Source organism: Pseudoxanthomonas sp. CF385 (genome assembly GCF_900104255.1).
Classification (GTDB): Bacteria; Pseudomonadota; Gammaproteobacteria; order Xanthomonadales; family Xanthomonadaceae; genus Pseudoxanthomonas_A.
Map to the genome: position 1 here is coordinate 1,147,396 of NZ_FNKZ01000001.1, position 26,894 is coordinate 1,174,289.

General features: G+C 69.8%; 20 protein-coding genes and 1 tRNA gene. 15 read left to right on the plus strand and 6 right to left on the minus strand.

What is annotated here, in order from left to right; translation table 11 throughout:
- The first annotated feature begins 24 nt into the window (after positions 1–24).
- From tolQ to BLT45_RS05090, 9 genes are all read left to right on the plus strand, one after another.
- Positions 25–798: a protein TolQ gene (gene tolQ, locus BLT45_RS05050; RefSeq protein WP_056879662.1), complete on the plus strand. Its 774-nt coding sequence runs from the start codon at positions 25–27 to the stop codon at positions 796–798.
- Between the two features lie 12 nt (positions 799–810).
- Entirely contained in the window at positions 811–1,254 is a 444-nt protein-coding gene (locus BLT45_RS05055) for an ExbD/TolR family protein (protein WP_093295958.1), read from the plus strand.
- Positions 1,244–2,284, plus strand: coding sequence for a cell envelope integrity protein TolA (gene tolA, locus BLT45_RS05060; protein WP_093295961.1), 1,041 nt, complete (start codon positions 1,244–1,246; stop codon positions 2,282–2,284). Before BLT45_RS05055 ends, tolA begins: the two co-directional genes overlap by 11 nt.
- Positions 2,285–2,387: 103 nt before the next feature.
- Positions 2,388–3,707: a Tol-Pal system beta propeller repeat protein TolB gene (gene tolB / locus BLT45_RS05065; protein WP_093295964.1), complete on the plus strand. Its 1,320-nt coding sequence runs from the start codon at positions 2,388–2,390 to the stop codon at positions 3,705–3,707.
- A gap of 59 nt (positions 3,708–3,766) precedes the next feature.
- Positions 3,767–4,282 (plus strand): peptidoglycan-associated lipoprotein Pal, encoded by a 516-nt coding sequence (gene pal / locus BLT45_RS05070; protein ID WP_093298556.1) that lies wholly within the window; start codon positions 3,767–3,769, stop codon positions 4,280–4,282.
- A gap of 33 nt (positions 4,283–4,315) precedes the next feature.
- On the plus strand, positions 4,316–5,122 hold the full coding sequence (ybgF, locus tag BLT45_RS05075) for a tol-pal system protein YbgF (RefSeq protein WP_093298559.1): 807 nt from the start codon (positions 4,316–4,318) through the stop codon (positions 5,120–5,122).
- Positions 5,123–5,183: 61 nt separating this feature from the next.
- The gene (gene queE, locus BLT45_RS05080) at positions 5,184–5,867 is read left to right on the plus strand and encodes a 7-carboxy-7-deazaguanine synthase QueE (RefSeq protein ID WP_093295967.1); all 684 of its coding nucleotides are present in this window, start codon (positions 5,184–5,186) and stop codon (positions 5,865–5,867) included.
- Between the two features lie 47 nt (positions 5,868–5,914).
- Positions 5,915–6,580 carry a 7-cyano-7-deazaguanine synthase QueC gene (gene queC, locus BLT45_RS05085; protein WP_093295971.1) on the plus strand — a complete coding sequence of 222 codons (666 nt, stop codon included), beginning with the start codon at positions 5,915–5,917 and terminating at the stop codon, positions 6,578–6,580.
- Between the two features lie 74 nt (positions 6,581–6,654).
- A tRNA-Lys gene (locus BLT45_RS05090) sits at positions 6,655–6,730 on the plus strand.
- 36 nt (positions 6,731–6,766) lie between these two features.
- On the opposite strand, the gene BLT45_RS05095 is transcribed toward BLT45_RS05090, so the two are convergent.
- Positions 6,767–7,375, minus strand: coding sequence for a GNAT family N-acetyltransferase (locus BLT45_RS05095; RefSeq protein ID WP_093295973.1), 609 nt, complete (start codon positions 7,373–7,375; stop codon positions 6,767–6,769).
- 241 nt (positions 7,376–7,616) lie between these two features.
- Between BLT45_RS05095 and BLT45_RS05100 the strand changes: the two genes are divergently transcribed.
- The 3 genes from BLT45_RS05100 to BLT45_RS05110 all read left to right on the plus strand — a co-directional run bounded on the left by BLT45_RS05100 (position 7,617) and on the right by BLT45_RS05110 (position 13,102).
- Complete coding sequence (locus BLT45_RS05100; protein ID WP_093295976.1) at positions 7,617–9,644, plus strand: M3 family metallopeptidase; 2,028 nt, start codon at positions 7,617–7,619, stop codon at positions 9,642–9,644.
- A 120-nt stretch (positions 9,645–9,764) separates the two neighbouring features.
- A complete protein-coding gene (gene bglX, locus BLT45_RS05105; RefSeq protein ID WP_093295979.1) occupies positions 9,765–11,945 on the plus strand; it encodes a beta-glucosidase BglX in 2,181 nt (726 codons plus the stop codon).
- Between the two features lie 5 nt (positions 11,946–11,950).
- Positions 11,951–13,102: an MFS transporter gene (locus tag BLT45_RS05110; RefSeq protein WP_093295982.1), complete on the plus strand. Its 1,152-nt coding sequence runs from the start codon at positions 11,951–11,953 to the stop codon at positions 13,100–13,102.
- 4 nt (positions 13,103–13,106) lie between these two features.
- Here the strand turns inward: BLT45_RS05110 and BLT45_RS05115 are convergent, their stop codons facing one another.
- The 3 genes from BLT45_RS05115 to BLT45_RS05125 all read right to left on the minus strand — a co-directional run bounded on the left by BLT45_RS05115 (position 13,107) and on the right by BLT45_RS05125 (position 16,140).
- Positions 13,107–13,565 carry a hypothetical protein gene (locus BLT45_RS05115; RefSeq protein WP_093295985.1) on the minus strand — a complete coding sequence of 153 codons (459 nt, stop codon included), beginning with the start codon at positions 13,563–13,565 and terminating at the stop codon, positions 13,107–13,109.
- A 103-nt stretch (positions 13,566–13,668) separates the two neighbouring features.
- Positions 13,669–15,465: a DNA helicase RecQ gene (recQ, locus tag BLT45_RS05120; protein ID WP_093295988.1), complete on the minus strand. Its 1,797-nt coding sequence runs from the start codon at positions 15,463–15,465 to the stop codon at positions 13,669–13,671.
- A gap of 126 nt (positions 15,466–15,591) precedes the next feature.
- Entirely contained in the window at positions 15,592–16,140 is a 549-nt protein-coding gene (locus BLT45_RS05125) for a Dps family protein (RefSeq protein WP_093295991.1), read from the minus strand.
- Between the two features lie 89 nt (positions 16,141–16,229).
- Between BLT45_RS05125 and hrpA the strand changes: the two genes are divergently transcribed.
- A complete protein-coding gene (gene hrpA, locus BLT45_RS05130) occupies positions 16,230–20,339 on the plus strand; it encodes an ATP-dependent RNA helicase HrpA (protein WP_093295994.1) in 4,110 nt (1,369 codons plus the stop codon).
- A gap of 6 nt (positions 20,340–20,345) precedes the next feature.
- Here the strand turns inward: hrpA and BLT45_RS05135 are convergent, their stop codons facing one another.
- Complete coding sequence (locus tag BLT45_RS05135; RefSeq protein WP_093295997.1) at positions 20,346–20,894, minus strand: hypothetical protein; 549 nt, start codon at positions 20,892–20,894, stop codon at positions 20,346–20,348.
- A gap of 71 nt (positions 20,895–20,965) precedes the next feature.
- Between BLT45_RS05135 and BLT45_RS05140 the strand changes: the two genes are divergently transcribed.
- Together BLT45_RS05140 and BLT45_RS05145 are read left to right on the plus strand one after the other, a co-directional pair.
- Positions 20,966–23,113, plus strand: a complete 2,148-nt coding sequence (locus BLT45_RS05140; protein ID WP_093296000.1) for a RelA/SpoT family protein — start codon at positions 20,966–20,968, stop codon at positions 23,111–23,113.
- Positions 23,114–23,130: 17 nt separating this feature from the next.
- The gene (locus BLT45_RS05145; RefSeq protein ID WP_254771790.1) at positions 23,131–24,717 is read left to right on the plus strand and encodes a hypothetical protein; all 1,587 of its coding nucleotides are present in this window, start codon (positions 23,131–23,133) and stop codon (positions 24,715–24,717) included.
- Here BLT45_RS05145 and BLT45_RS05150 read toward each other — a convergent pair.
- Complete coding sequence (locus BLT45_RS05150; protein ID WP_093296003.1) at positions 24,714–26,810, minus strand: glycosyltransferase; 2,097 nt, start codon at positions 26,808–26,810, stop codon at positions 24,714–24,716. The two genes, BLT45_RS05145 and BLT45_RS05150, sit on opposite strands and share 4 nt — an antisense overlap.
- Between the last annotated feature and the right edge of the window lie 84 nt (positions 26,811–26,894).

A 26,894-nucleotide genomic window follows, 5' to 3' on the forward strand; every position in this document is an offset into this window, starting at 1 on the left:
ACACGAGAATCAGAGGAACGACGGATGATCGCAACACTGCTGGCCTTCCAGGACACCGTGGTGGAGGCGCTGCCGCCGGAAACCGCCGCCGCCGCCGCCCAGGCGACGGCCGAGACCGTGCATAGCGGGATCAACTACATCGACCTGATGCTCAAGGCCAGCCTGCCGGTCAAGCTGATCGTGCTGCTGCTGCTGGCCGGTTCGCTGATCAGCTGGATCATCATTTTCCGCAAGGCGCGGGTGTTCAAGACCGCCAACCGCGATGCGGACGAGTTCGAAGGCCGGTTCTGGTCCGGTGCCGAACTGCACAAGCTCTATGCCGGCGCCGCCGACCGCAACCGCGTGGTCACCGGCCTGGAGGCGATCTTCGAAGCGGGCTTCCGCGAATTCACCCGCCTGCGCGACAAACGCGGCCTGGACGGGCGTGCGCAGCTGGAAGGCGCGCAGCGCGCGATGCGCGTGACCTACACGCGCGAGGTCGACCAGCTGGAGCGCAACCTGGAACTGCTGGCCAACATCGGCTCCACCGCGCCGTACGTCGGCCTGGTCGGTACCGTGTTCGGCATCATGGTGACCATGCACGACATGCTCAACAGCGGCGAGCAGGCAGGCATCGCTGCCGTTGCACCGGGTATCTCCGAAGCGCTGTTCGCGACCGCGATCGGCCTGTTCGTGGCGATCCCGGCGGTGTGGGCCTACAACCGCTTCACCACGCGCGTCGAGCGCCTGTCGGTGCGCTACGAGAGCTTCGCCGAGGAATTCAGCTCGATCCTGCAGCGCCAGAACTCGGGCGAGTAAGCGGAGCTCCCCATGGCCGGAAGCATCTTCCACCGCAAGCGCCGCAAGCTGAAGTCCGAGATCAACGTCGTGCCGTACATCGACGTGATGCTCGTGCTGCTGATCATCTTCATGGTCACCGCGCCGCTGCTGACGCTCAGCGTCGACGTCAAGCTGCCGTCCTCGAACGCGAAAGCGGTCGAGACGCGCAACGAGCCGATCATCGTCATCGCCTATCCGGACGGCCGCTTCGGCCTGAAGCTGCCGGAAGCCAAGCAACCGGAGGTGCTGGACGCCGCCGGGCTGGAGGCCAAGGTGGCCGCGATCCGGGGCGAGCAGGGCAACGAGCTGCGCATCATGGTGGCCGCCGAGGGATCGGCGCCTTACCAGAAGGTGCTCGACGCGATGGACGTGCTCCGTCGCGCCAAGGTCAGCAACGTCAGCCTGATGACCAACGCGGGTGGCAATGCACGCTGACGTCGCCCCGCGCCATCCGGCCCAACGCGACGAAGGGCTGGGCAGGGCGGTCGCCTGGGCGGTCGGCCTGCACCTCCTGCTCGCCGTGCTGCTGATCGTGTCGCCGCTGCTCACCTGGGATCGCGACCGCCTCAACGCCGCCGGTGCGCCGACGATGGAAGCCACGCTGGACGCCTCCGCGGCCGACCAGCGAGCCGTCGAACGCGCGCTGGACTTCACGCCTGCCCCAATGCCCGAGCCGGTGGATGAACCGGCGCCCGAGGACACGGTGCCCCCGCCGCAGCCGATTCCCGAGCCGGCGCCGCAGGACGCGCCGGTCGAGCGCCAGGCCGATGCGCAGGAACGTATCCCGGTGCCCGATACGACCGAGCAGGACGAAGCGCGCCTAGATGCGATCTCGCAGGAGAAGGCGCGACAGGAGCAGGAAGCCAAGCGCCGGCAGGAGCAGATCGACCTGACCGAACGCAAGCGCCAGGAGCAGGCCGAGCAGCAGCGCCGCCTGGCCGCCCAGCAGGAAGAGGACCGGCAGAAGCGCGTCGCCACCGAGGCGCAACAGAAGGCCGAGGCCGAACGTCAGAAGAAGATCGAGGACATCCGCCGTCAGCGTGCGCAGGCCGCGCGCGAGGCCCAGTTGGCCGAACAGAAACTGCGCCAGCTGGCCGATGCGCGCGCGCGACAGGCGGCGGGCGCCGCGGCGCCCGCACCGGCGGCAACCGGCGGCCCGGCAGGTAACAACGGCACGGATGAAGACCTGCGCGGTCGCTATGCCGCAGCGATCCAGGAGGCCGTCCTGCGCCAGTGGACCCGGCCCGAATCCGTGCCGGTGGGGACCCGCTGCAAGGTCGTGATCCGCCAGCTGCCCGGCGGCGAGGTGGTGAGCGCCGAGGTCCAGTCAGGGTGCGCCATGGATGCCGCGGGACAGGATTCGGTCGAGCGCGCGGTCCTGAAGGCCCAGCCGCTGCCGTACCGGGGTTACGAATCGGTGTTCGCCCGGACCCTGACGCTGAACTTCGAGGCCCGGGACCGCTGACTTCACGCGGCGTTTCGGCGCCTCTCGTTCACAATTGTTAAAACGTTCACGCGGGGGCTGGTATCCCTTTCCCGCCCCGCCCAACCGCAGAGTTGCCGTGCCCATGATGAAATCGCTGCGCTGGTTCGCCCTCGTTCTCTTCACGCTCCTCCCCGCCCTGGCGTCCGCCCAGCAGCAGGGTCTGGAGATCGACATCATTGGCGGCAACGCCTCCGCATTGCCCATCACGGTCGTGCCGATGCCGTACCAGGGGTCGGCCGCAGCGCCGCCCACCGACGTCGCCGACGTGGTGCGCTCCGATCTGGAGCGTTCGGGCGCGTTCCGCACGCTGCCGGAAGCCAGCGTCACCGAGCGCCCCACGCGCGGCGGTGAGATCCAGTACCCGACCTGGCGCGCCCTGCGCCAGGACTACATCGTCGTCGGTCGCGTGGCCGATGCCGGCGACGGCAGCTATCGGGTGGAATACGAGCTGTTCGACGTCGCCAAGCAGGAGCGCATGCTCGGCCTGGCGATGACGGCGCGCGCCAACGCCATGCGTGACGTCGCCCACCAGATGGCCGATGCCATCTACGAGAAGATCCTCGGCGTGCGCGGCGCCTTCTGGACCCGCATCGCGTACGTGACCGCCGCCGGTACCGGCAAGGCGACGCGCTATGCGCTGATGGTGGCCGATTCGGATGGCTACAACCCGCAGACCGTGGTGCGCTCGGCCGAGCCGCTGCTGTCGCCGTCGTGGAGCCCCGATGGCCGCAGGCTGGCCTACGTCAGCTTCGAAGGCGGCAACTCGGCGATCTACATCCAGGACATCTCTACCGGCGCGCGCGAAAAGGTCGCCAGCTTCCGCGGCATCAACGGCGCGCCGTCGTTCTCGCCGGATGGACGCCAGCTGGCGCTCACCCTGTCGCGCAGCGGCAACCCCGAGATCTACGTGATGGACCTGGGCAGCCGCTCGCTGCGCCAGCTGACCAACACCTCCGCGATCGACACCGAGCCGGTCTGGAGCGCGGACGGCAGCACCCTCTACTTCACCTCCGACCGCGGTGGCCGCCCGCAGATCTACCGCGTTTCTTCGGCAGGCGGCAGCGCCAGCCGGGTGACGTTCGAAGGCACGTACAACGCCACCGCCAGCGTCTCCTTCGACGGCAAGAAGATCGCGGTGGTGCAGGGCGCGGGCAACAACTACCGCATCGCCCTGATGGACAGCAGCCTGGGTGGCGCGCGCTGGTCGTCGCTGTCGCCGGGCTCGCTGGACGAATCGCCGAGCTTCGCCCCGAACGCCAGCATGGTGCTCTATGCGGCGCGCGAGGGCGGACGTGGCGTGTTGTACGCGGTCTCCGCCGATGCGCGCGTACGCCAGCGTCTGGTCGTGGCCAATGCCGACGTCCGCGAGCCGGCGTGGTCGCCTTATCGCACCGCGCGTTAAGTTTATGTCTACAATATCGAACCCCTGATCCCCCTGTTCAAACGACGCAAGGAATGACCATGAACAACACCACCCGTGTTCTGATGCTGTCCCTGATGTCGGTCGCTGTGCTGGCCGGCTGTAAGAAGGACGTCAAGCCGACTCCGCCGGCCGATACCACCACCACGACGCCGACCACCCCGACCACGCCGACCGCCTCGGGCGTGTACGGCCCCGGCGACCTCGATACCGATGCCTGCCTGCGTCAGCGCGTGGTGTACTTCGACCTCGACCAGGACGCCCTGAAGCCGGAGTTCCAGGCCATCATGGGTTGCCACGCCAAGTACCTGCGCGACCGTCCGTCCTCGCGCATCTCGCTGGAAGGCCACGCCGACGAGCGCGGCAGCCGCGAGTACAACTTGGGTCTGGGCGAGCGCCGCGGCAATGCCGTGAACTCGGCCCTGCAGGCCGCCGGTGGTTCGGCCAGCCAGCTGACCGTGGTCAGCTACGGCGAAGAGCGCCCGGTCTGCACCGATTCCAGCGAGTCCTGCTGGTCGCAGAACCGTCGCGTCGAGATCGTGTACACGGCGAAGTAAGCCGTCGTCGTCACGATGATCGCGAAGACGTACATGCTGGTTCTCGCGGCGGCCCTCGTGGCCGCCGCACCCGCCCACGCGCAGCGCGTGAGCCTGGCTGACCGCGTCGCGGCGCTGGAAACGAAGGCCAACAACCCCCAGCAGAACCTCGACCTGCTCAACAAGGTCGCGCAGCAGGAAAGCGAGCTGCGGGAACTGCGTGCGCAGCTGGAGCAGCTGCAGAACGAGAACGAGCAGCTCAAGCAGCGCAACCGCGACCAGTACCTGGATCTGGATGGTCGCCTGAATCGCCTGGAAGGCGGTGCTGCACCCACCGCACCTGCGCCTGCTGTGACCCCGCCGCTGAGCAGTGCCCCGACGACCAGGCCGGCCACCGTGCCGGCCCCGGCTGCCGCCACCGCCGAACGGCCGCCCAGCGTGCATGGCGACATGGGCGCGATGTCGGCGACCGGCGACGAGCGCACGGCCTACAACGTGGCATTCGACAAGCTCAAGGCCGGCGACTACGCCGATGCCGCGCAGCTGTTCACCAGTTTCCTGCAGCTCTACCCGTCCGGTGTCTACGCGCCCAACGCGCTGTACTGGCTGGGCGAGAGCTATTACGTCACCCAGAACTACGCGCTGGCCGCGGACCAGTTCCGCGCGCTGCTGGCGCAGTACCCGACCCACGACAAGGCCCCCGGCGCATTGCTGAAGCTGGGCCTGTGCGACTACGGCCTGGGCAAGCTGCCCGAAGCTGAGCGCACCCTGGGCGAGGTCATGGCCAAGTACCCGGGCACCGACGTCGCCCGTACCGCCGACGACCGCCTGCGCGCGATCCAGCTCGGCCGCCTGCGCTGACCCGGCCGCGTCCGGCGCCCCCGCGGGCTGCCGGGCCGACAGGGCGTATCATGCGCACCCCATGAACGACGACGCCCGCCCGAGCGAGATCGTCCAGTCCCCGCTGGAACGCCTCAAGATCACCGAAATCTTCCTGTCCCTGCAGGGAGAGGCGAACGCGGTCGGCTGGCCGACGGTGTTCGTGCGCCTCACCGGCTGCCCGCTGCGCTGCCAGTACTGCGACACGGCCTATGCCTTCCATGGCGGGCAGTGGTGGGAGATCGACGACATCGTGGCCGAAGTCGCGCGCCAGGGCGTGCGCCACGTCTGCGTGACCGGCGGCGAGCCGCTGTCGCAGAAGCGTTGCCTGCTGCTGCTGCAGAAGCTCTGCGACGCCGGCTACGACGTCTCGCTGGAGACCTCGGGCGCGATCGACATCGCTGGCGTGGATCCGCGCGTGTCGCGCGTGGTCGATCTGAAGACGCCCGGTTCGAAGGAAATGGCGCGCAACCGGCTGGAGAACCTGCCGCTGCTGACCGCGCGCGACCAGGTGAAGTTCGTGCTGTGCGGCCGCGAGGACTACGAATGGGCGCGCGGCATGCTGGCCGAACACGGCCTGGCCGAGCGTTGCGACGTGTTGTTCTCGCCGAGCAAGAGCGAACTCGATCCGCGCGATCTCGCCGACTGGATCGTCGCCGACCGGCTGCCCGTGCGTTTCCAGATGCAGCTGCACAAGCTGCTGTGGAACGACGAGCCGGGGCGCTGAAGCCGCGCCTGCGATAGCCTACCCCTCACCCCACGAAGCACCGCCCCATGAAGAATGCCGTCGTCCTGTTGTCCGGAGGCATGGACTCCGCCGCCGTCGTCGCGATCGCCCGCGAGCAGGGTTTCGCCGTGCATGCGCTCAGCGTGCGCTATGGCCAGCGGCACACCTCCGAACTCGATGCGGCCGCGCGCGTGGCGGCGTCGCTGGGCGCCGTCGCCCACAAGACCGTGCACGTGGACCTGCGCAGCATCGGCGGCTCCGCGCTGACCGATGACATCGACGTGCCCGACGCGGGCGGCCCCGGCATTCCCGTCACCTACGTGCCGGCACGCAATACCATCATGCTGTCCGTCGCGCTGGGCTGGGCCGAGGTGCTGGGCGCCAACGACATCTTCTGCGGCGTCAACGCGGTGGACTATTCCGGCTATCCGGATTGCCGTCCGGAATTCATCGAAGCCTTCGAGAAGCTCGCCAACCTCGCCACCAAAGCGGGCGTGGAAGGCGCGGGGCTGCGCATCCATGCACCGCTGCTCCGCCTGAGCAAGGCCGACATCGTGCGCGAAGGCCTGCGCCTGGGCGTGGACTTCGCGCAGACCGTGTCCTGCTACCGGGCCGACGACCAGGGCCGCGCCTGCGGCCATTGCGACGCGTGCCGCCTGCGCGCGGCGGGCTTCGCCGACGCCGGCGTGCCGGACCCCACGCACTACGCGTGAGCCGCGCCGGTTTCGCGCCGTTCCGGTCGATGGGGTAGAATGCCGCTCCCGGTGCAAGGCCGGGTGTTGTTTCCGGGCCGTTAGCTCAGTCGGTAGAGCAGAAGACTTTTAATCTTTTGGTCGAAGGTTCGAATCCTTCACGGCCCACCAAACATCCGTTGTCCACGAATCACGTCATTGGGTAACTCACTCGTCATCGCGCGCGTGGGGCAGGTACATGCACCACAGCGTCGCCGATCCCATCGTCCCACGCCCGGCTTCGACGAAGCCGGCGCGTTCGTAGAACCGCACGTTCGACGGCTCCCCGGTCTCCAGATACACGCCATGGGAAAGGCCATCCGCGGCGGACAGGTCGCAGAACGTCTTTATCAGGCGCATGCCGATGCCATGGCCATGCTTGGCCGGATCGACCCCGATGACACCCAGGTAGTAGTGCGGCACGGCGGGCGCAAACTTCGCCGCGAGCCCTTCGTAGATCGCCAGCCGATCGACCATGCCGGGGACGGCCCGCTCGAAGTCCTCCCACTCGTGGGCAATGTCGTCGGGCCATGCCGGCGGCGACGGGACGTTGCCCATCACCATGCCGTGGATCTCGGCGCCGTCGCGCGCCACCAGCACGGGCATCCCGAGCGCGATGCGCGCCCGCATCAGCAGCGAGAAGAATCGCGCGAGGCGTTCCCGGTATGCGGGTCCGTCCTGCAGCAAGAAGCCGGTGATCGGGTCGTGGGCGAAAGCGAGGGTCAGCCGATCCACGGTCTGGAGCAGATCGGCAGGCGTTGCGCGCGTGATCTCCATGGTGCCGTTGCCTGGCGGCGGGATGCCGGGAGCGGGTTATATGCCATATCCAGGGCGTGATGGGTCGTCCGTCTGGCGGGGTCTCGGCCGCCCCCCGCTGTGCTACCGCCCGCTAGAATGCGCGGCCGGCCTTTGCGGGCGCTTCCGGCGCCCCCATATCGAGGTGCAGGGTGGGCTGCCCCGTGTCGCGACGTTCCCCGTCCCCGCGCCCTCGCTCGAACAACTTTTCCCAGGTGTTTCCATGACCAATCCCTTGCTCGACTTCTCCGGCCTGCCGCGTTTCGACGAGATCCGCGCCGAGCACATCGCGCCGGCCATCGACGAGTTGCTGGCCGAGGCGGAGGCCGCCGTCGCGGCCGCCGAAGCCGTCACACCGGTGGCATGGGACAGCTTCGTCGTGCCGCTCGATGACGCCACCGAGCGCCTGGCGCGTGCGTGGAACCAGGTGACCCACTTGGAGGCCGTGGTGAACACGCCGGCGCTGCGTGGCGCCTACAACGCGCTGCTGCCGAAGGTGACGCGCTTCTGGAGCGCGGTGGGGCAGAATCTGGCGCTGTATCGCCAGTACCGCGCGCTGTCCGATGCGCCCGAGGCCGCGCAGTACGACGATGCGCGCCGCAAGGTGCTGGAGAATGCGCTGCGCGATTTCCGCCTCGGCGGCGCGGAACTGCCGGAGGCGCAGAAGGTGCGCTTCGGCGAAGTGAAAGAGGAACTCGCGAGCCTGTCGGCGAAATTCTCCCAGAACGTGCTCGATGCCACCGACGAGTACGAATTCTGGATCAAGGACAAACAACATCTCGGCGGCTTGCCGGCCGACGTGGTGTCCGCCGCGCGCGCCGCGGCCAAGGCCGACGATGAGCCGGGCTGGAAGTTCACCCTGCAGATGCCGTGCTACCTGCCGGTGCAGACGTACGCCGACGACCGCGCGTTGCGCGAGACGCTGTACCACGCCAACGCGGTGCGCGCGTCCGAACTGGCCGACAACGAAGCGCTCGACAACTCCACGCTGATCGACCGCATCCTCGCGCTGCGCGGTGAACTCGCGGCGCTGTTGGGTTTCCCCAGCTACGCGGCGTATTCGCTGGCGACCAAGATGGCCGACACGCCGGATGAGGTCCTGCATTTCCTCCGTGACCTGGCCGCACGCGCGAAGCCGCATGCGCAGCGCGACCGCGCCGAGCTGGAAGCCTTCGCGCACGAGCATCTGGGCCTCGAGGCCGTCGAAGCCTGGGACCTGGCCTATGCGAGCGAGAAGCTCAAGCAGGCGCGCTACAGCTTCTCCGCGCTGGAGGTGAAGCAGTATTTCACCGAGCCGGCGGTGCTGGCTGGCCTGTTCGGCGTCATCGGCGATCTGTATGGCCTGCGGGTTGAGCAGGACACTGCGCCGACCTGGCACCCCGATGTGCGCTTCTACCGGCTGGTGGATGGCGAAGGGGCCCTCGTCGGCCAGTTCTATCTCGACCTGTACGCGCGCGAAGGCAAGCGCGGTGGTGCGTGGATGGACGATTGCCGCAACCGCCGCGCGACGGCGCGCGGCGCGCAGACGCCGCTGGTCTACCTGGTCTGCAACTTCGGCAAGGGCGTGGATGGCAAGCCGGCCACCTTCAGCCACAACGACGTCACCACGCTGTTCCACGAGATGGGCCACGGCCTGCACCAGCTGCTCACCCAGGTCGGCGAACTCGGTGTGGCCGGCATCAATGGGGTCGAGTGGGATGCGGTGGAACTGCCCAGCCAGTTCATGGAGAACTTCTGCTGGGAGTGGGCGCGCGTGCAGGCGATGACCGCGCACGTGGACAGCGGCGAGCCGCTGCCGCGCGCGCTGTTCGACAAGATGGTCGCGGCGAAGAACTTCCAGAGCGGCATGGCGACGGTCCGGCAGCTGGAGTTCGGTCTGTTCGACATGCAGCTGCACAGCGGCTTCGACGCCGCCGGCGACACGGTGCTCGCGCTGCTGGACCGCGTACGCGCCGAGGTGGCGGTGAACCTGCCGCCCGAGTGGAACCGCTTCCCCCACCAGTTCAGCCACATCTTCGCGGGCGGCTACGGGGCCGGTTACTACAGCTACAAGTGGGCCGAGGTGCTCAGCGCGGATGCCTACGAGGCCTTCGAGGAGGCGCCCGACAAGGTGGCCGAGACCGGCGCGCGGTTCCGCCACGAAATCCTGGCCCGGGGCGGCAGCCGTGGCGCGGCCGAGAATTTCCGGGCCTTCCGCGGTCGTGCGCCCCGCATCGACGCGCTCCTGCGCCATGCCGGCATGGCCGGATGAGGTCCGCGGCGACCGCGCCGGGGCCGGCATTCCGGGTCCCGGCGGCGGGTTTGACCGTGACTGTAAACGTTTTCATAATGGCTTCCCCGTAACACCCGCGTTCCCGGGAGGACCGCTTACATGCCGCATCAGCGCAGGATCGAGGGACTGATCGCCGAGATGACGCTGGAGGAGAAGATCGGCCAGCTCGGCGCCTTCGCCGATGCGCTGCGGCCGTTCGCCTTCGAGGTCAATCCGGAGACCTTCGCGCGCGATGCCGAGCAGGTCCGCCAGCAGATCCGCGCCGGTCGCGTCGGCGCGCTGTTCAACGGCGTGGGCGCGGCGGAAGGCCGCGAGGCGCAGCGCATCGCGGTGGAGGAAAGCCGCCTGGGCATTCCGCTGCTGCTCGGCGCGGACGTCATCCACGGCATGCGCACGGTGTTCCCGATTCCGCTGGGCGAAGCCGCCAGCTTCGAACCCGACCTCGCCGAGCGCACCGCGCGTGCCACCGCGAAGGAGGCCACGGCCGCCGGCATCCACTGGACGTTCGCGCCGATGGTGGACATCGCGCGCGACCAGCGCTGGGGTCGCGTGGCCGAAACCTCCGGCGAAGACGTGCATCTGTCCTGCGAATTCGCCGCCGCCCGCGTGCGCGGCTTCCAAGGCGCCGACCTGACCGCGCCCGATTCGCTGCTGACCACGCCGAAGCATTTCGCCGCCTACGGCGCGATCTCCGCCGGCCTGGACTACAACTTCGTGGACATGGCGCCGCAGACCCTGCGCGATGTGCACCTGCCGCCGTTCAAGGCGGCGCTCGACGCCGGCGCGCTGACGCTGATGAGTTCGTTCAACGACATCAACGGCGTGCCGGCCTCGGCGAATCGCGAACTGCTGACCGACATCCTGCGCGGTGAGTGGAAGTTCAAGGGTTTTGTCGTTTCCGACTACACCTCGGACCTGGAATTGATCGCCCACGGCTATGCGGCCGACGAGGCCGATGCTGCGCAGAAGGCCCTGTCGGCCGGCCTGGACATGAGCCTGCAGAGCGGCGTCTACGCCAATCACGTGGCTGCCCTGGTCGAGCAGGGCCGGCTGTCGCTGGCCGAGGTCGACGGGGCCGTGCGTCGCGTGCTGCACGTCAAGGCGGCCGCTGGGCTGTTCGACGATCCGTACCGCTGCCTGGATGCCGCCCGTGAAGCGGACCAGTCGCACCTCCCGGCGCACGATGCGCTGGCGCGCGACTGCGCGCGCCGCTCCATCGTCCTGCTGAAGAACGAAGGCGACGTGCTGCCGCTGAAGAAGGCCGGCCAGCGCATCGCGCTGATCGGGCCGTTCGCGCAGGACACCGCCAACCTCGGTGGCTGCTGGAACATCTTCGGCGATGCCTCGCGCATGGTGGATCTCGAAACCGGCCTGCGTGCAGCGCTGGACGACCCGTCTTCGCTGGTGGTGGTGCCGGGCAGCGGCTTCGAGGACGCGATCGAGGGTGGCATCGACGCCGCCGTCGCGGCCGCGCGCGCGGCCGACGTCGTGCTGCTGGCGCTGGGCGAGCCGCATGAGTTCTCCGGCGAGGCGCAGTCGCGCACGCAGATCGTGATCCCCGCCGCGCAGCAGGCGCTGGCCGAGGCGGTCGCCGCCACCGGAACACCGGTTGTTGTGGTGCTGCGCAACGGCCGCGCGCTGGCACTGGACGGCGCCGTGCGCGATGCGCAGGCGTTGCTGGTCACGTGGTTCCTCGGCACGCAGACCGGGCCGGCCGTGGCCGACGTCGTGTTCGGCGACTACAACCCGTCCGCACGCCTGCCGGTGAGCTTTCCGCAGGACGCCGGCCAGCAGCCGTATTTCTACAACCATCCCGCCACTGGCCGCCCCAACGTGCCGGGCACGCCGCGTTTCTTCCAGACGCGCTGGCGCGAAGTCACCCATGCGGCGCTGTATCCGTTCGGCCACGGCCTGACGTACACGCGCTTCGACTACGGCGTGCCGCAGCTCGATGCCGCGCAGCTGGGCTGGGACGACACCCTGACGATCCGCACGCGCATCACCAACAGCGGTGCACGCGACGGCGAGGAAGTCGTGCAGCTGTACCTGCGCGACCGTACCGCCAGCCGCGTGCGTCCGGTGCGCGAGCTGAAGCGCTTCCGCAAGATCGCGCTCGCGGCCGGCGAATCGCAGGATGTCGAGTTCACGCTGGCGCGCGCCGACCTGGAATTCCATGGCGTCGACAACCGACCTGTCGCCGAACCCGGTCTCTTCGACCTGTGGGTGGCGCCGTCCAGCGCGGCCGGCGAGGCGGTGCCGTTCGAACTGCGGGCCCGCTGAGCCGCATGGCCGCGCTTGAAACCGCGCCGCCGGTCCTCGGCGCGCGCGAACGCATCGCCACCCGCATCGCCTTCTTCATCGGCGGTTTCGCCATCTCGGCCTGGGCGCCGCTGATCCCCTTCGCCAAGCGCAAGCTCGCGCTGGACGACGGCCAACTCGGCCTGATGCTGCTGTGCCTGGGCGTGGGCTCGGTGCTGATGATGCCGTTGGCAGGCGGGTTGGCCGCACGCTTCGGTTGCCGTCGCATGATCCTGGTGGCGGGCGCGACGATCTGCCTGTGCATGCCGGCACTGATGCTCGCGCCCAGCATTCCTGTCCTCGCGCTGGTGCTGGCCGTCTTCGGCGCCAGCATGGGTGTGCTCGACGTGGTGATGAACGTGCAGGCCGTGATCGTCGAGCGCGACAGCGGCCGCGCGATGATGTCCGGCTTCCACGGCATGTACAGCGTCGGCGGCATCGCCGGTGCCGGCGGCGTGGCGGGGGCGTTGACGTTGGGCGCGTCGCCGCTGCTGGCGATCGGCGGCATGGCGATCGTCGCCGCGCTGCTGCTGGCGGCATCACGCCGCGGACTGCTGGTCGAGGGCGGCGACGGGGACCACCCGGCGTTCGTGCTGCCGCGCGGACGCGTGCTGCTGATCGGCGCCGTGTGCTTTGCGATGTTCCTCTCCGAAGGCGCGGTCCTGGACTGGAGCGCCGTCTTCCTCACGTCGATGCGCAACGCCGATCCCGCGACCGCCGGCTTCGGCTACGTCGCGTTCGCGGTGACGATGACGATCGGGCGTCTGACCGGCGACCGCATCGTGCAGGCGCTGGGTGCGTTCCGTGTTGTCGTGTGCGGCGCGCTGGTCGCGGCATCCGGGTTCGCGCTGGCGATCTTCGTGCCGTCGCCGCTGGCCGGGCTCGCGGGCTTCGCCCTGGTGGGCGCGGGCGCGGCGAATGTGGTGCCGGTGATGTTCTCGGCTGCGGGGCGCCAGCGTGGCATGCCCACGCATCTGGCGGTCGCGGCGGTCACCACGATGGGCTATGCAGGGGTGCTGTTGGGGCCGGCGGCGCTGGGCTTCATCGCCAAGGGCACCTCGCTGGCGGCGGCGCTGGGACTTCTGGTCGTGCTGCTGGTGGCCGTGTCCCTGGTCGCACGCGTCGCCACGCGCGACTGACCGGTCATGGGCGCGGTGCGCCGCGCATCATCGGGCCGCCGGGGTAGCCGCCATACGGGCCACCGTAATAGCCGCCCGGGCCGTCGTACTGGTCGACGTTGATGTTGAAGTTGAATGTACGCGGCTTGCCTTCGTCGTTGTACGTGGTCTTGCACAGGTTGAGGTTGACGCCGTTGTAGGTGCTGCGGCCGTGGCCCTTGCTGTAGCCGATGCCCGTGGTGAAGCTGCCCGACACGCCGTCGCCATCGTCATCGCCGTAGTAGACGCAGGGATCGACCGGGGCAGCGGATGCAGCGTCCTTCTTGGGACGGGCCGGCCGGGTGTCGCCATACCAGGTGCCCGGCGGATCCTTGGCGTAGGTGGCCGCCTGGGGCAGGCTGAGGTCCAGCGCTTCGGCATTGGACTGCGCCCATGCGGGGGCGATGGTGAGCAGGGCCAGCAAGGCGACGGGCAGGGTCTTCATGGGGAATCCCGGAAGCGCGGCCCGCCGGACGACGGACCTGTAGGGCAACCTAACAGCCGCGGATTGAATGCCGGCTGATGCCCGCGCCCGCGTACCGAGAACTTCACTCGGGCGAGGCGCCCAGCATGTCCAGCACGCGTTGTCCGTAGCGCTCCAGCTTGGCACCGCCGATGCCGCCCACACGCGCCAGTTCGGCCAGGGTGGTGGGCTGCTGCTCGGCGATGTTGCGCAGCGTGCTGTCGTGGAAGATGACGTAGGCCGGCACGTTCTGCTCGCGTGCCAGTTGCGCACGCAGGTCGCGCAGCGCCTGGAAGCGCGGCAGGTCGGCGGCCTGCACCGGCACGCCGCTGCGCGGGGTGCGGTCGCGCTCGCGGCGTTCGCGCTGTTCCTTGCGCAACTGCAGGCGGCGCTCGCCGCGCAGCACCGCGCGGCTGCCCTCGGTCAGGCGCAGGCTGCCGAATTCGGCCTCCACTTCCAACAAGCCGCAGGCCACCAGCTGGCGGAACACGCTGCGCCACGTGGTGGCGTCCAGGTCCTTGCCGATGCCGTACGTGGTCAGGTGCTCGTGGCCGCACTGGCGGATGCGCTCGCTCTCGCTGCCGCGCAGGACGTCGATCACGTGGTTCACGCCGAAGCGCTGGCCGCTGCGGTACACGCAGCTCAGCGCCTTCTGCGCGGCTTCGGTCGCATCCCAGGTCTCCGCCGGGCTCAGGCAGTTGTCGCAGTTGCCGCAGTCGTGCGGATACACCTCGCCGAAGCCGGCCAGGAGCACCTGCCGACGGCACTGGGTGGACTCGCAGTAGCCCAGCAACTGGTCCAGCTTGCGGCGTTCCAGGCGCTTGCGTTCCTCGCCGGCCTCGCCCTGTTCGATCATCTGCTTCAGCAGCACGACATCGCCCAACCCGTAGCAGAGCCAGGCCTCGGCCGCTTCCCCGTCGCGACCGGCACGGCCGGTTTCCTGGTAGTAGCCCTCCATCGACTTGGGCAGGTCCACGTGGGCGACGAAGCGGACGTCGGGCTTGTCGATGCCCATGCCGAAGGCGATGGTCGCCACCATGACGATGCCGTCCTCGCGGAGGAAGCGCCGCTGGTTGCGCGCGCGCACCTCGGCGTCCAGCCCGGCGTGGTAGGGCAGGGCGTTGAAGCCCTGTTCCGCCAGGTAGTCGGCGAACTGCTCGACCCGCTTGCGCGACAGGCAGTAGACGATGCCGGCCTCGCCGCGATGCTTGCGCAGCATGTCGCGCAGCTGCTGCCGCGCGTTGTCCTTCTGCACCACGGTGTAGCGGATGTTGGGGCGGTCGAAGGAGCTGACGAAGCGCTGCGCCTCCTCCAGGTTCAGGCGCTCGGCGATCTCGCGCTGGGTGGGCGGGTCGGCGGTCGCGGTCAGGGCGATGCGCGGCACGTCCGGCCAGCGCTCGTGCAGCAGGGTCAGTTCCAGGTATTCGCGGCGGAAGTCGTGGCCCCACGCCGACACGCAATGCGCTTCGTCGATGGCGAACAGGGCGATCCGGCTGCGGTCCAGCAACGACAGGAAGCGGCCGGTCAGCAGTCGTTCCGGCGCCACGTACAGCAGGTCGAGTTCGCCGCGCAGCAGGGCCTGTTCCACCTGGGCGGCTTCGTCGGCGGCCAGCGAGGAGTTCAGGAACGCCGCGCGCACGCCCAACTGGCGCAGCGCATCCACCTGGTCCTGCATCAGGGCGATCAGCGGCGAGACGACGATGCCGGTGCCCTCGCGCAGCAGCGCGGGCACCTGGTAGCACAGCGACTTGCCGGCGCCCGTGGGCATCAAGACCAGGGCATCGTGGCCGGCGGCGAGGTGTTCGACGATGGCCTGCTGGTGGCCACGGAAGGCGCTGTAACCGAAGACGCGCTGCAGCGTTTCAAGTGCGGGGGACGACATGCGTACAGGATACCGCGGCGGGCGGCGGCGGCCCTGCGCCGCTGGCGCATGGCGGGGTGGGAAATCACTGACCTGAAACGCGGACGCCCGGCCGAAGCCGGGCGTCCAGGGCACCGCCGGGCGGGCTTACTGTAGCAGCGAGCGCAGCATCCAGGCGTACTTCTCGTGGGTCTGCAGGCGCTGGGTCAGCAGGTCCACGGACGGGTCGTCGCCGGCGTCGTCGGCCACCTTGAGCACCCTGCGCGCGGTGCGGCAGACCGCTTCGTTGCCGACGGTCAGCTGGCGGACCATCTCGCGCCAGTCGGCGCTGTCGGTCAGGCCGGGCTCTTCCGGGATCGAGGTCAGGCTGACGAACTCGCGGTAGGAGCCGGGCGCGTTGTAGCCCAGCGCACGGATGCGCTCGGCGACCTCGTCCAGCGCGGTCCACTGCTCGGTGTACTGGGCTTCGAACATGTTGTGCAGCGAGTTGAACATCGCGCCGGTCACGTTCCAATGGAAGTTGTGGGTCTTCAGGTACAGCGTGTACGCATCGGCCAGGTAGCGCGAAAGGCCGTCCGCGATCTTCTTGCGGTCGCCGGTGCTGATCCCGATATCGATGTTGGGCGCGGTCGGCGCCGACGGGATGGGCGCGGTGACGGCCGGGGCCTTGGCCGGCTTGGACTTCGTCTTGGCCATGCGGATTCTCCTGAGGGTGGGTTGAGACGGCACAATAGACACACTAGAACATGTGGCGTGAGCAAAAAGTTTCAACCGCTTGCTGAAGAATGAATATCCCTCGTGACCCGTCCCCGCCTCCTCCCGACCGCGCTGCCCTCGAGCAGGGCCGGCGTGCGCTCGATGGCGCGCTGAGCCGGGACCGCGGCCGCCTGCACGGCCTGTGGTCGCGCTGGCAGGGCAAGCCGGGCGACGCGGGCGCACGGCAGGCGTTCGAACAGGCCCTGGACGCCTCGGTCGCCACCCGCGAACGGCGCCGGTCCACGGTGCCGGAAGTGACGCTCGACGACAGCCTGCCCATCGCGCGCGAAGGCGAGCGCATCGTCGAGCTGATCCGCAACCACCAGGTGGTGGTGATCGCCGGCGAGACCGGGTCCGGCAAGACCACCCAGCTGCCCAAGCTGTGCCTGGCGGCCGGGCGCGGCGTGGCCGGCATGATCGGCTGCACCCAGCCGCGCCGCATCGCCGCACGCGCGGTGGCGCGCCGCGTGGCCGAGGAACTGAAGACCGAAGTGGGCCGCGGCGTCGGCTTCCAGGTCCGCTTCAACGACCAGGTGGGCGAAGACACCCACATCAAGTTCATGACCGACGGCATCCTGCTGGCGGAGATCGCCAGCGACCGCTGGCTGTCGGCCTACGACACGATCATCGTCGACGAAGCGCACGAGCGCAGCCTCAACATCGACTTCCTGCTCGGCTACCTGAAGCAGCTGTTGCGCAAGCGCCACGACCTGAAGGTCATCGTGACCTCGGCCACCATCGATACCGAACGCTTCGCCCGGCATTTCGACGACGCGCCGGTGATCAGCGTCGAGGGGCGGACCTTCCCGGTGGAGGTCCGCTACCGCGCGCTGGAAGGCGAGGGCGAGCAGGAAGGCGAGCGCACCGTCAACGATGCGATCGTGGCGGCGGTGGACGAGATCACCCGGCTGGACGCGCGCGGCGACGTGCTGGTCTTCCTGCCCGGCGAACGCGAGATCCGCGACGCGCACCAGGCGCTGGAGCGGCGCAAGTACCGCCAGACGGACGTGCTGCCGCTGTACGCGCGCCTGTCCAACCAGGACCAGGACCGGGTGTTCAACCCGGGGCCGAACCGGCGCATCGTGCTGGCGACCAACGTGGCCGAGACCTCGCTGACGGTGCCGCGCATCCGCTACGTGATCGATCCCGGGTTCGCGCGCGTCAAGCGCTACAGCCCGCGCAACAAGCTCGACCGCCTGCACATCGAGCCGATCTCGCAGGCCAGCGCCAACCAGCGCAAGGGCCGCTGCGGACGCATAGCCGAGGGCATCTGTTATCGCCTGTATGCCGAAGCCGATTTCCAGGCGCGCGCCGAATTCACCGATCCGGAGATCCGCCGCTCCAGCCTGGGCGGAGTGATCCTGCGCATGCTGCAGTTGGGCCTGGGCCGGATCGAGGACTTCCCGTTCCTGGAGGCGCCCGACGAACGTGCGATTGCCGATGGCTGGCAGCAGCTGACCGAACTCGGTGCGATCGACAGCGAGCGGCGCATGACCGCCATCGGCAAGCAGATGGCGCGGCTGCCGGTGGACGTGAAGCTGGCGCGCATGCTGGTCGCGGCGCAGGCCGCGGGCTGCCTGCGGCCGATGCTGGTGATCGCCTCGTTCCTCGGCATCCAGGACCCGCGCGAGCGCCCGGCCGATGCGCGCGGCGCGGCCGACGCCGCGCACGCGCAGTTCGCCGATGGCCGCTCCGAATTCGTCGGCGTGCTGCGCCTGTGGGACGCCTACCGGCAGGCGCACGAAGACCTCACCCAGTCGAAATTGCGCGACTGGTGCGGCCGTCACTTCCTCGGGTTCCTGCGCATGCGCGAGTGGCGCGAGCTGCATCGACAGCTGCGCCTGCTGTGCGAGGAACTGGGTTGGAAGGAAGAAGACGCCGAGGCCTCGATGGCGCCCTTGCTGGCCGGCAGCAGCGCGCCGCCGGCCGCGCGCGATGATGCGGCCGCTGCAAAGGCCACCCGCGGCCAACTCCACCGCGCCGCGCGCCTGGCACGCGAAGGGAAGGCTGATGCCGCAGCGGCGCCCGTCCCCGTACGCGCTCAGGAGGACCGGGTGCCGGCCGCTGGCGGCTACAGCGAACGCGCGCGCGCCAGCGCCTACCAGACCCTGCACCGCGCGCTGATCGCGGGCCTGCCGACGCAGATCGGCCATCGCACCGACAAGGGCGATTTCCAGGCGCCGCGGCAGCGCCGCTTCCTGCCGTTCCCCGGCTCGGCGTTGTCAAAGCGACCACCACCGTGGCTGCTGGCGGCCAACCTGCTGGATACGCAGAAGGTGTGGGGTATGACCCTCGCGGCGATCGAGCCGGACTGGGTGATCGCCGAAATCCCGCACCTGCTGCTGCGCAAGCACTTCGATCCGCACTGGTCGCGCGCGCAGGGGCAGGTGCTGGCCTCGGAGCAGATCAGCCTGTTCGGGCTGGTGCTGGCGCCGAAGAAACCCGTGCACTACGGCCGCATCGAACCGGTCGAAGCGCACGACATCTTCGTGCGCCAGGGCCTGGTCAGCGGCGAGATCAACACCCGCGCCGGTTTCGTCGCCGACAACCTGAAGACCCTCGAGCAGGCCCGCGAGGAAGAAGCCAAGCTGCGCCGGGCCGGCCTGGTCGCGGACGAGGACTGGCAGGCGCGCTGGTACCTGGATCGCGTGCCGTCGGACCTCCACTCGGCCGCCGGGCTGGATGCCTGGTGGAAGACGCTGCCAGCCGACAAGCGCCGTGCGTTGCACTGGTCGCTGACCGACCTGTTGCCCGGCGAGGGCAGTGAAGAGGATCGCTACCCCAAGTACTTCGCGCTCGGCGATGCGCGCCTGCCGCTGCATTACCGTTTCGAGCCGGGTGCGGTGGACGACGGCGTGACGCTCGAGGTGCCCCTGCATCTGCTCAACGCGCTGGATCCTGCGCGCCTGTCGTGGCTGGCGCCGGGGTTCGTCGCCGACAAGGCCTCGGGACTGATCCGCAGTCTGCCCAAGGCGATGCGACGCAACTATGTGCCGGCGCCGGACTTCGGCCGTGCGTTCTTCGAGGCGTTCCCGAAGCCGACCGCCGACGACGTGCGCGGCGAGCTCGCCCGCTTCCTGTCGCGGGCGACGGGCGTGGCGGTGGCCGCACTCGATTTCGATGACGCCGCACTGGAGCCGCACCTGCGCATGAACCTGCGGCTGCGCGAAGACCCGCGAGGCGGTGGCGAGGGCCGCGTACTGGCCGAATCGCGCGACCTCGATGCCTTGCGCGCCCGCTTCGGCGCGAAGGCAGGGGAGGCCTTCGCCGCACGTGCGGGGCGCGCGATGGCGGCGAACGGCCTGCGTGAATTCCCTGCGCAGGCCATCCCGCATGAAGTTCCTGGCGAGGCCGGCGTGCCCGCCTATCCGGCGCTGCGGGACGAGGGCGATACGGTGGCATTGCAGGTGTTCGCCGACCGCGCCGAGGCGGACGCGGCGCATCCGCGCGGTGTCCGCCGCCTGCTGGAGATCGCCCTCGCCGACAAGGTGAAGCAGGCGCGCAAGCAGCTGCCGGTGCCGCCCAAGACCGGCTTGCTGTATGCGGCCATCGAATCGCAGGAGCGCCTGCGGGGTGACATCGTCGATGCGGCGATGAATGCGGTGCTGGCAGACGGACTGGGCGCGATCCGCGACCGCACCGCGTTCGAGCAGCGGCGCGAGGAGGCCGGCAAGCGGCTGTTCGGCGAAGCGATGGAGCGGCTGAAACTGGCCGAGGCGATCCTGTCCGCTGTGGCCGACCTGAAGCCGCAACTGGAGGCGCCGCTGATGGGCTGGGCGCGCGGCAATCTCGACGACCTGCGTGCGCAGCTCGCGGCGCTGGTGCATCCCGGGTTTCTCCGCGACACGCCGGCCGATGCGCTCGCGCAGCTGCCGCGTTACGTGAAGGCGATGCGGCTGCGGGCGGAGCGCGCGGTACGCGACCCGACCCGGGACCAGTCGCGGATGCTGGAGATCAAACCGTTCGTCGATGCGCTGGCCCAGGCCGTGAGCGACGGCGTCGCGGGATCGCCGGACTGGCAGGCCCTGCGCTGGGACCTGGAGGAACTGCGCGTGTCGATGTTCGCCCAGGAACTGGGCGCGCGCGCCGGCGTTTCGCCGAAGAAGCTCGCGCAGCGCCTGCAGGCGCTGCGCGGCTGACCGTGCCTACTTGATGCGGCGCACCTTGGCGGCGGTGTTGTAGCCGCCGATGCGCAGGAACCAGTTGTTGAACAGTCCCGGTTTGACGACGACGTCCGGATTGGTCTTGCGCACGCCGGGCAGGCTCGCGGGCTCGATCTGTTCCCACACCTGGCCATTGGCCAGCGTGTAGCGGTTGCCCTCGGCGAAGCCCTTGAACTCCCCTACGAGCGTGCTCTTGATGGGTTCGTCCGAACCGAAATCGAAGAAGCCGCGGTTTTCCTGCTCGACCCGCTTGCGCGTATCGGCCTGGGCCTGCGCGACGGCGGTCTGGGTTTCCTGGCGCACCTGCTCGACGGCGCGGGCCGTTTCCGTGCCGACCTTGCGGTTCAGCCACGTGCTCAGCGCCGACAATTCGGCGTCGCTGAGCTTGTCGAGGCCCGCGGCCTTGAACTCCTCCGGCGTCATCGACGCGCGCAGGTCGGCGAACCTGGCGTCGGCCGCGGCATCCTGCGCGAAAGCGAACAGCGGAGCGGTCAGCAACACGAGGGATAGAAACAAGCGGCTCATCTTCATGGTTGTTCCTGCGGGCGACTGGCCGGTAGTGTAGTCATTCCGGCGGCGCCTGACCGCCTCGCTCCCCCGCCATGGTGGCCCCCGTTCACGACATCGCCACGTTGCTGCAACGGCCCGCGCTGCACGGGCTGCCAGCGCCGTTGCGGCACGCTCTCGCCGAAGCCGCGACCCACCCCGGCGTGGATGCCGGCATGCCCGATGCGCCGGGCGTGGTCGCCGATACCCTGGATACGCTCGCCGCGCTGTCGGCGGATGGCGATGTCCTCCTGGCCGCGCTGCTGTACGGGCTTCCCTCACTGCAATCCGCCCTGCCGGCAGGCAAGCCGGTCCCCGGCCTGGCGGACCTGCTGGAGGGCCAGGCGGCCGCCGCACAAGTCTGGGCGTTGCACGCGGAACAGGCACGCGGAGCGAATACGGAGGGCTTGCGCCGGCTGCTGTTGGCGATCGTGCGCGACCTGCGCGTCGTGCCCATCCTGCTCGCGCGCCAACTGGCGCGGATGCGCGCGGCGGGCAGCCTGCCTGAGGAACAGCGGCAGGCGCTGGCGCGATTGACCCGCGACATCCACGCGCCGCTGGCCAACCGTCTGGGCATCTGGCAGCTCAAGTGGGAACTCGAGGACCTCGCGTTCCGCTACCTGCAGCCGCAGACGTACAAGCAGGTCGCCGCGCAGCTCGACGAGAAGCGCACCGGTCGCGAACGCTACATCGCGGCCGTCATCGCCAGCCTGCAGGCGGCGCTGGCGGAGCACGGCATCCACGCCGAGATCAGCGGCCGTCCGAAGCACATCTACAGCATCTGGCGGAAGATGCAGCGCAAGCAGGTGGGTTTCGACGAACTCTACGACCTGCGCGCCGTGCGCATCGCGGTGGACGATGTCGCGGCGTGCTACGCCGCGCTCGGCATCGTGCATGCGCTGTGGGTGCCGATCCCGAGCGAGTTCGACGATTACATCGCGCGCCCGAAGGCGAACGACTACCGCTCGCTGCATACCGCCGTGGTCGGTCCGGAGGGACGCACGCTGGAAGTGCAGATCCGCACGCATGAGATGCACGCGCAGGCCGAACTGGGCGTGGCCGCGCACTGGAAGTACAAGGAAGGCAAGAGCGGCGGCGATGCCTTCGACCGCAAGATCGCGTGGATGCGGCGGCTGCTCGACGGGGCCGGCGACGGCGCAGGGGAGGGCGCGCTGGCCGGCGACCTGGACGCGGAGCTGGTCGAGGATCGCGTCTACGCGCTGACGCCGAAGGGCGAGGTGGTGGACCTGCCGCAGGGCGGCACCGTGCTGGACTTCGCTTACCACGTGCACACGATGGTCGGCCACCGCACGCGCGGGGCGAAGGTCAACGGCCGCATCGTGCCGTTGAACCACGCGCTCGCCAGCGGCGATCGCGTCGAGATCATGACCTCGAAGGAGCCCGAACCGCGGCGCGACTGGCTGCTGCCGGCGAACGGCTTCCTCGCCAGCGGACGCTCGCGCGACAAGGTGCGCGCGTGGTTCCACAAGCTCGACCGGACGCGCAACCTGCAGGCCGGTCGCGAGCTGCTGGAAAAGGAGCTCAAGCGCCTGGGCCTGCACCACGCCGACCTCACCGGCGTGGCGAAGAAATTCCACGCCGAGACCATCGACGACCTGTACATCCAGGTGGCGCTGGGCGACGTCGGGCCGCACCAGGTGGGCCGCGCCCTGCACGAAGAGCAGCGCAGCGCCGCGGAGCCGGACGAGCCCGTGCTGCCGGTGCGTCGGCCGCCGCGCAAGGTGGCCGCACCGGGCAAGTCGAAGTTCACCGTCCAGGGCGTGGGCAACCTGCTGGTGCAACTGGCCCGCTGCTGCCAGCCGGTGCCGGGCGAGCCCATCGCCGGCTATCTGACACGCGGTCGCGGTGTCACCGTGCACCGCACCGATTGCCCCGCCTTCGCCCGGCTCGCCGCGGCCAGCCCGCAGCGTGTGCTGCCCGTGGAGTGGGGCCAGGCCGGGGGCGGATACGAAGTCGACGTGCAGGTCACGGCGATCGATCGCAAGTGGCTGCTCAAGGACATCACCACCCTGATCGCCCAGGAAGAAGCCAACGTGCTGGACATCAACAGCCAGAACAACCGCGCCAGCGGGCGCGTTCACCTGCGCCTGCGCTTGAAGGTGGCGGACTTCGGCCAGCTCTCGACGCTGCTGGGCAAGCTGGATGCGCTGCCGGGCGTGGAAGACGCACGGCGTTCAGGCTGAGTCGCTATCCTGCGGGGGTGACCCGCGAAGACCGCCCCGACACCGGCCGCGATCGCCGCATCGAACCGCGCATCGACTGGACGCGCGTCATCGCGGCGGCGCGCACGCACCACGAGCCACCCATTCCCGCGTGGCGCGAGCGGCGGTATTGGCGATGGGGCGCTGCGGTCGCGCTGATGCTGGTCGTGCTGCTGGTGGTCTTCCGCCGCCCGATGGCGGACGTGCTCTGGCCCGAAACGCGCGTGCAGGCCCTGCTCGACCAGGCAGGGCGCGCGCTGGCCGAGGGACGGCTTGATGCCGACGACGGCACTGGCGCGCGTCAACTCTATGAAGCCGCCCAGGCGCTCGATACCGACCGGAACGAAGCGGCCATCGGGCTGCGGCGCGTGGCGCAGGATGCCTTGCGCCAAGCGGCCGCCGCGCTGGTGCAGAACCGGTTCGAGGACGCGCGGGATCGGCTGGCACTCGCGCGGGACCTGCAGGTGCCACGCGCACAGGCGGACGCGTTCGCCGCACGGTTGCGCGCGCGCGAAGCGGAGCATGCCGGTCTCGACGGCGTACTGCAGGCGGCGACGCAGGCGCACGAGGCCGGCAGGCTCGTCGGCAGCGAAGACGCCGCGCTTCCCCTCTACCAGCGCGTGCTCGCGCTGCAGCCGGCTCGGCTGGAAGCGCTCGAAGGCCGGGAGGATGCGTTGTCGGATCTCTTGCAGGAGGCAGGGCGTCATCTGGCCCGCAACGAACCGGGGCAAGCAGCGGCGTTGATCGCCGAGGCGCAGACGTTCGATGCGGGGCATGTCGACCTGCCGCAGGCGCAGGCGGCGCTCGCGACCGCGCTGGAGTCGCGTCGTCGTGCGGCCGCACGCGACATCGCGCGCGGGCGACTGGCGCCGGCGCGCGCGGCGTACGAGGCGGTGCTGGCGGCGGTGCCGGACGATGCCGCCGCGCGCCAGGGGCTGGAGCAGGTGGGCGTGGCCCATGCGGCGTTGGCGGAGCGGCAGGCGGCGGACTTCCGCTTCGACGAGGCACGACAGGAACTGGCCCAGGCCCGCGCGCTGGCGCCACAATCGGTGCGCGTCACCCAGGCGGAGCAGGCCGTGGTCCGCGCCGAGCAGGCGCGCGGCCGGTTGGGCACGGTCCTGCCGACGCGCGAACGCGACCGACGCATGCAGGTCCTGCTCGCCGCGATGGCCCAGGCCGAGGCGCAGGGACAGTGGCTCACGCCGCCGGGCGAAAGCGCCTACGACAAGTTGCGTGCCGCGCAGGCGCTGGCGCCCGACGCGCCTGCGGTGAAACAGGCCGCGGCGCGCCTGCTGCCTGCCGTACGCACGTGCTACGAAGACGAACTGCGCGCGAACCGCATCCGTCGCGCGCAGGCCTGCCAGCAGGCATGGCAGACGCTGCAACCGCGCGATGCAGGATTGGCCGATGCCCGCCGGCGACTGGCGGAGAAGTGGATCGCGGTAGGCAGCGAGCGCCTCGGCGCGGGCGACATCGCGTTCGCCTCGCAGGCATTGGATGAGGCGCGCCGGCTCGATGCGACGGTGTCCGGCCTCGAAGACTTCCAGGCGCGCGTGCGCCTGGCGCAGGCCCCTCCGCCGCGCTAGCGCAGGAACACGCGACGCACCACGTCGCGCGCCGCGTCGAGCGAGAAATGGCGGCGGATGTTTTCGCGACCGTTCGCCGACAGGCGTTCCCACAGCACGGCGTCGTTGTACAGCGAGACGACGGCGTCCGCGAACGCGTCTGCCGTGTCGGCGACCCAGACGTCGTGTCCATCGACGAGTCGCATACCCTCGACCGCGCAGGATGTGGCGACGACGGGCTGGCCGTGCGCCATGCTCAGGTTCACCTTGCCCTTGACGCCCGCACCGAAGCGCAGCGGCGCGACGGCCACGCGGGCGCCGTCCATGTAAGGCGCCAGATCCGGTACGTGCCCATGCACGGCGATGCCGGGCAGCTGCTGCAGCGCAAGCACGTCCGCCGGGGGTTCGGCGCCGATGCAGTGGAAACGCACGTCCGGAAGACGCTCGCGGATGCGGGGGAAGACGTCGCGGCCGAACCACAGCACGGCATCGACGTTCGGCGGATGGCGGAAACCGCCGACGAACACCAGGTCCCGCCGCTGCGCGTAGGGGGCGCCGCCGTCCGCGACCTCATGCAGGTTCGAGAGGACGTCGATCCGCGCGTCGGGCAGCAGGGGCACGAGCATATCGGCCTCGGCGGGGCTGACCACCAGCGTCGCGTCCGCCTGGCGCATCAGCGCGAGCTCGCGCTCGCGTGTCCGCTCCGCGCTGCGTCGCAACGCCTCGTCCCCGGCCACCTCCGCACCGCGCGTCTCGCGCAGGAAATGCAGATCGACCGTGTCGAACACGACACGCGCCTGCGGCGCGAACCGGCGCACGAGCGGGAGGAATTCGGAGGCGACGTAGTGACGGGACAGCATCACCACGTCGAAGCGCGGCCCGTGCTCGCGCAGCCAGGATGCGACGGTGCCGGTGAACGGCGCATGCCATGTCTCGATGCCGCGCTGCCGCAGGTCCGTGGTGTCCCTGCCGGCGTGGCGCAGGTCCGCCGGCAGGAACACGACGTGCGCCCCTTCGTCGACCAACAGGCGCATGAGGTTGGACATCCGCAGCGACGCGGAGTCGTGCTGCGGCCGGGGTGTTTCCGCATCGACGACCAGCACCTGGCGTCGGCCGCGCGCGAGCACCGCGGGCGATGGCAGCGTGCCCGCCGCAGGCTGCCGGCCGAGCGCGGCGGCCCACTTGCGGGCGAACACGTCGCGGTTGCGGACCTGGTAGGCCTTCGCGCCGCTGCCCGTGTCGGTGCCTGCGGTGATGCCTTCCAGGTGCACCACGCGCGACGCGGGCTGATAGATCACGCGGCGTCCGTGCGCACGCACCGCGAAGGCGAGATCGGTGTCCTCGTAGTAGGCCGGCGCATAGCGCGTGTCGAAGCCGCCGACCTCGCGGAACAGCGACGTCGGCAGCATGATCGCCGCACCCGAGCAGTAGTCCGCATCGCGCACGCTCGCGTAGCGCGGATCGTCCGGCGAATCGAAGCGCCCGTAGTTCCACGCCGATCCGTCATCGAAGACCACGCCGCCGGCCTCCTGCAGGCGACCGTCCGGATACACCAGCTGTGCGCCGACCAAGCCGGCTTCCGGCCATGCGCCGAAGGTATCCAGCAGCGCTTCGAGCCAGCCGGGCTGTGGAAACGTGTCGTTGTTGAGGAAGACAAGATAGTCGCCGCGGGCGAGCGCGGCACCGTCGTTGCACGCGGCGATGAAGCCGCCGTTGGTGGTGCGCCGGTGGTAACGCAGGCCGGCGACCGATGCCATCCAGTCGCGCGTCTCGTCGCGCGAACCGTCGTCGACGACGATGATTTCGCAGGCCACGGACGGCGGATGCTCGGCCAGTGCGCGCAGGCAGCCCAGCGTGTGCATCGCCTGGTTGTAGACGGGGATCACGATACTGACGCGTGGCGATTCGCTCGCGGGCACGGCGAAGGGCGCGAACGCAGCGTCGGCCGGCCGGTACAGGACGCCAGGGGCGAGCGGAGGACGAGGGGCGAACTGGCGCCGCACCCGTGCCCAGGTCGCCGACAGGCCGCGCGTGCGCAGGCTGGCCAGTCCCCGGCGGACCAGGCCGCGCGTGCGTTCCAGCATGAAGCGCAGGTCCGCCCACGACATCGACATTCCGTTGCAACTCCAGCTGAGTGGGGGGCGCTCGGGCCGGGCGCACCCTTGGCGGCTGCGCTAGACTCGCCCGAATTCCCATTG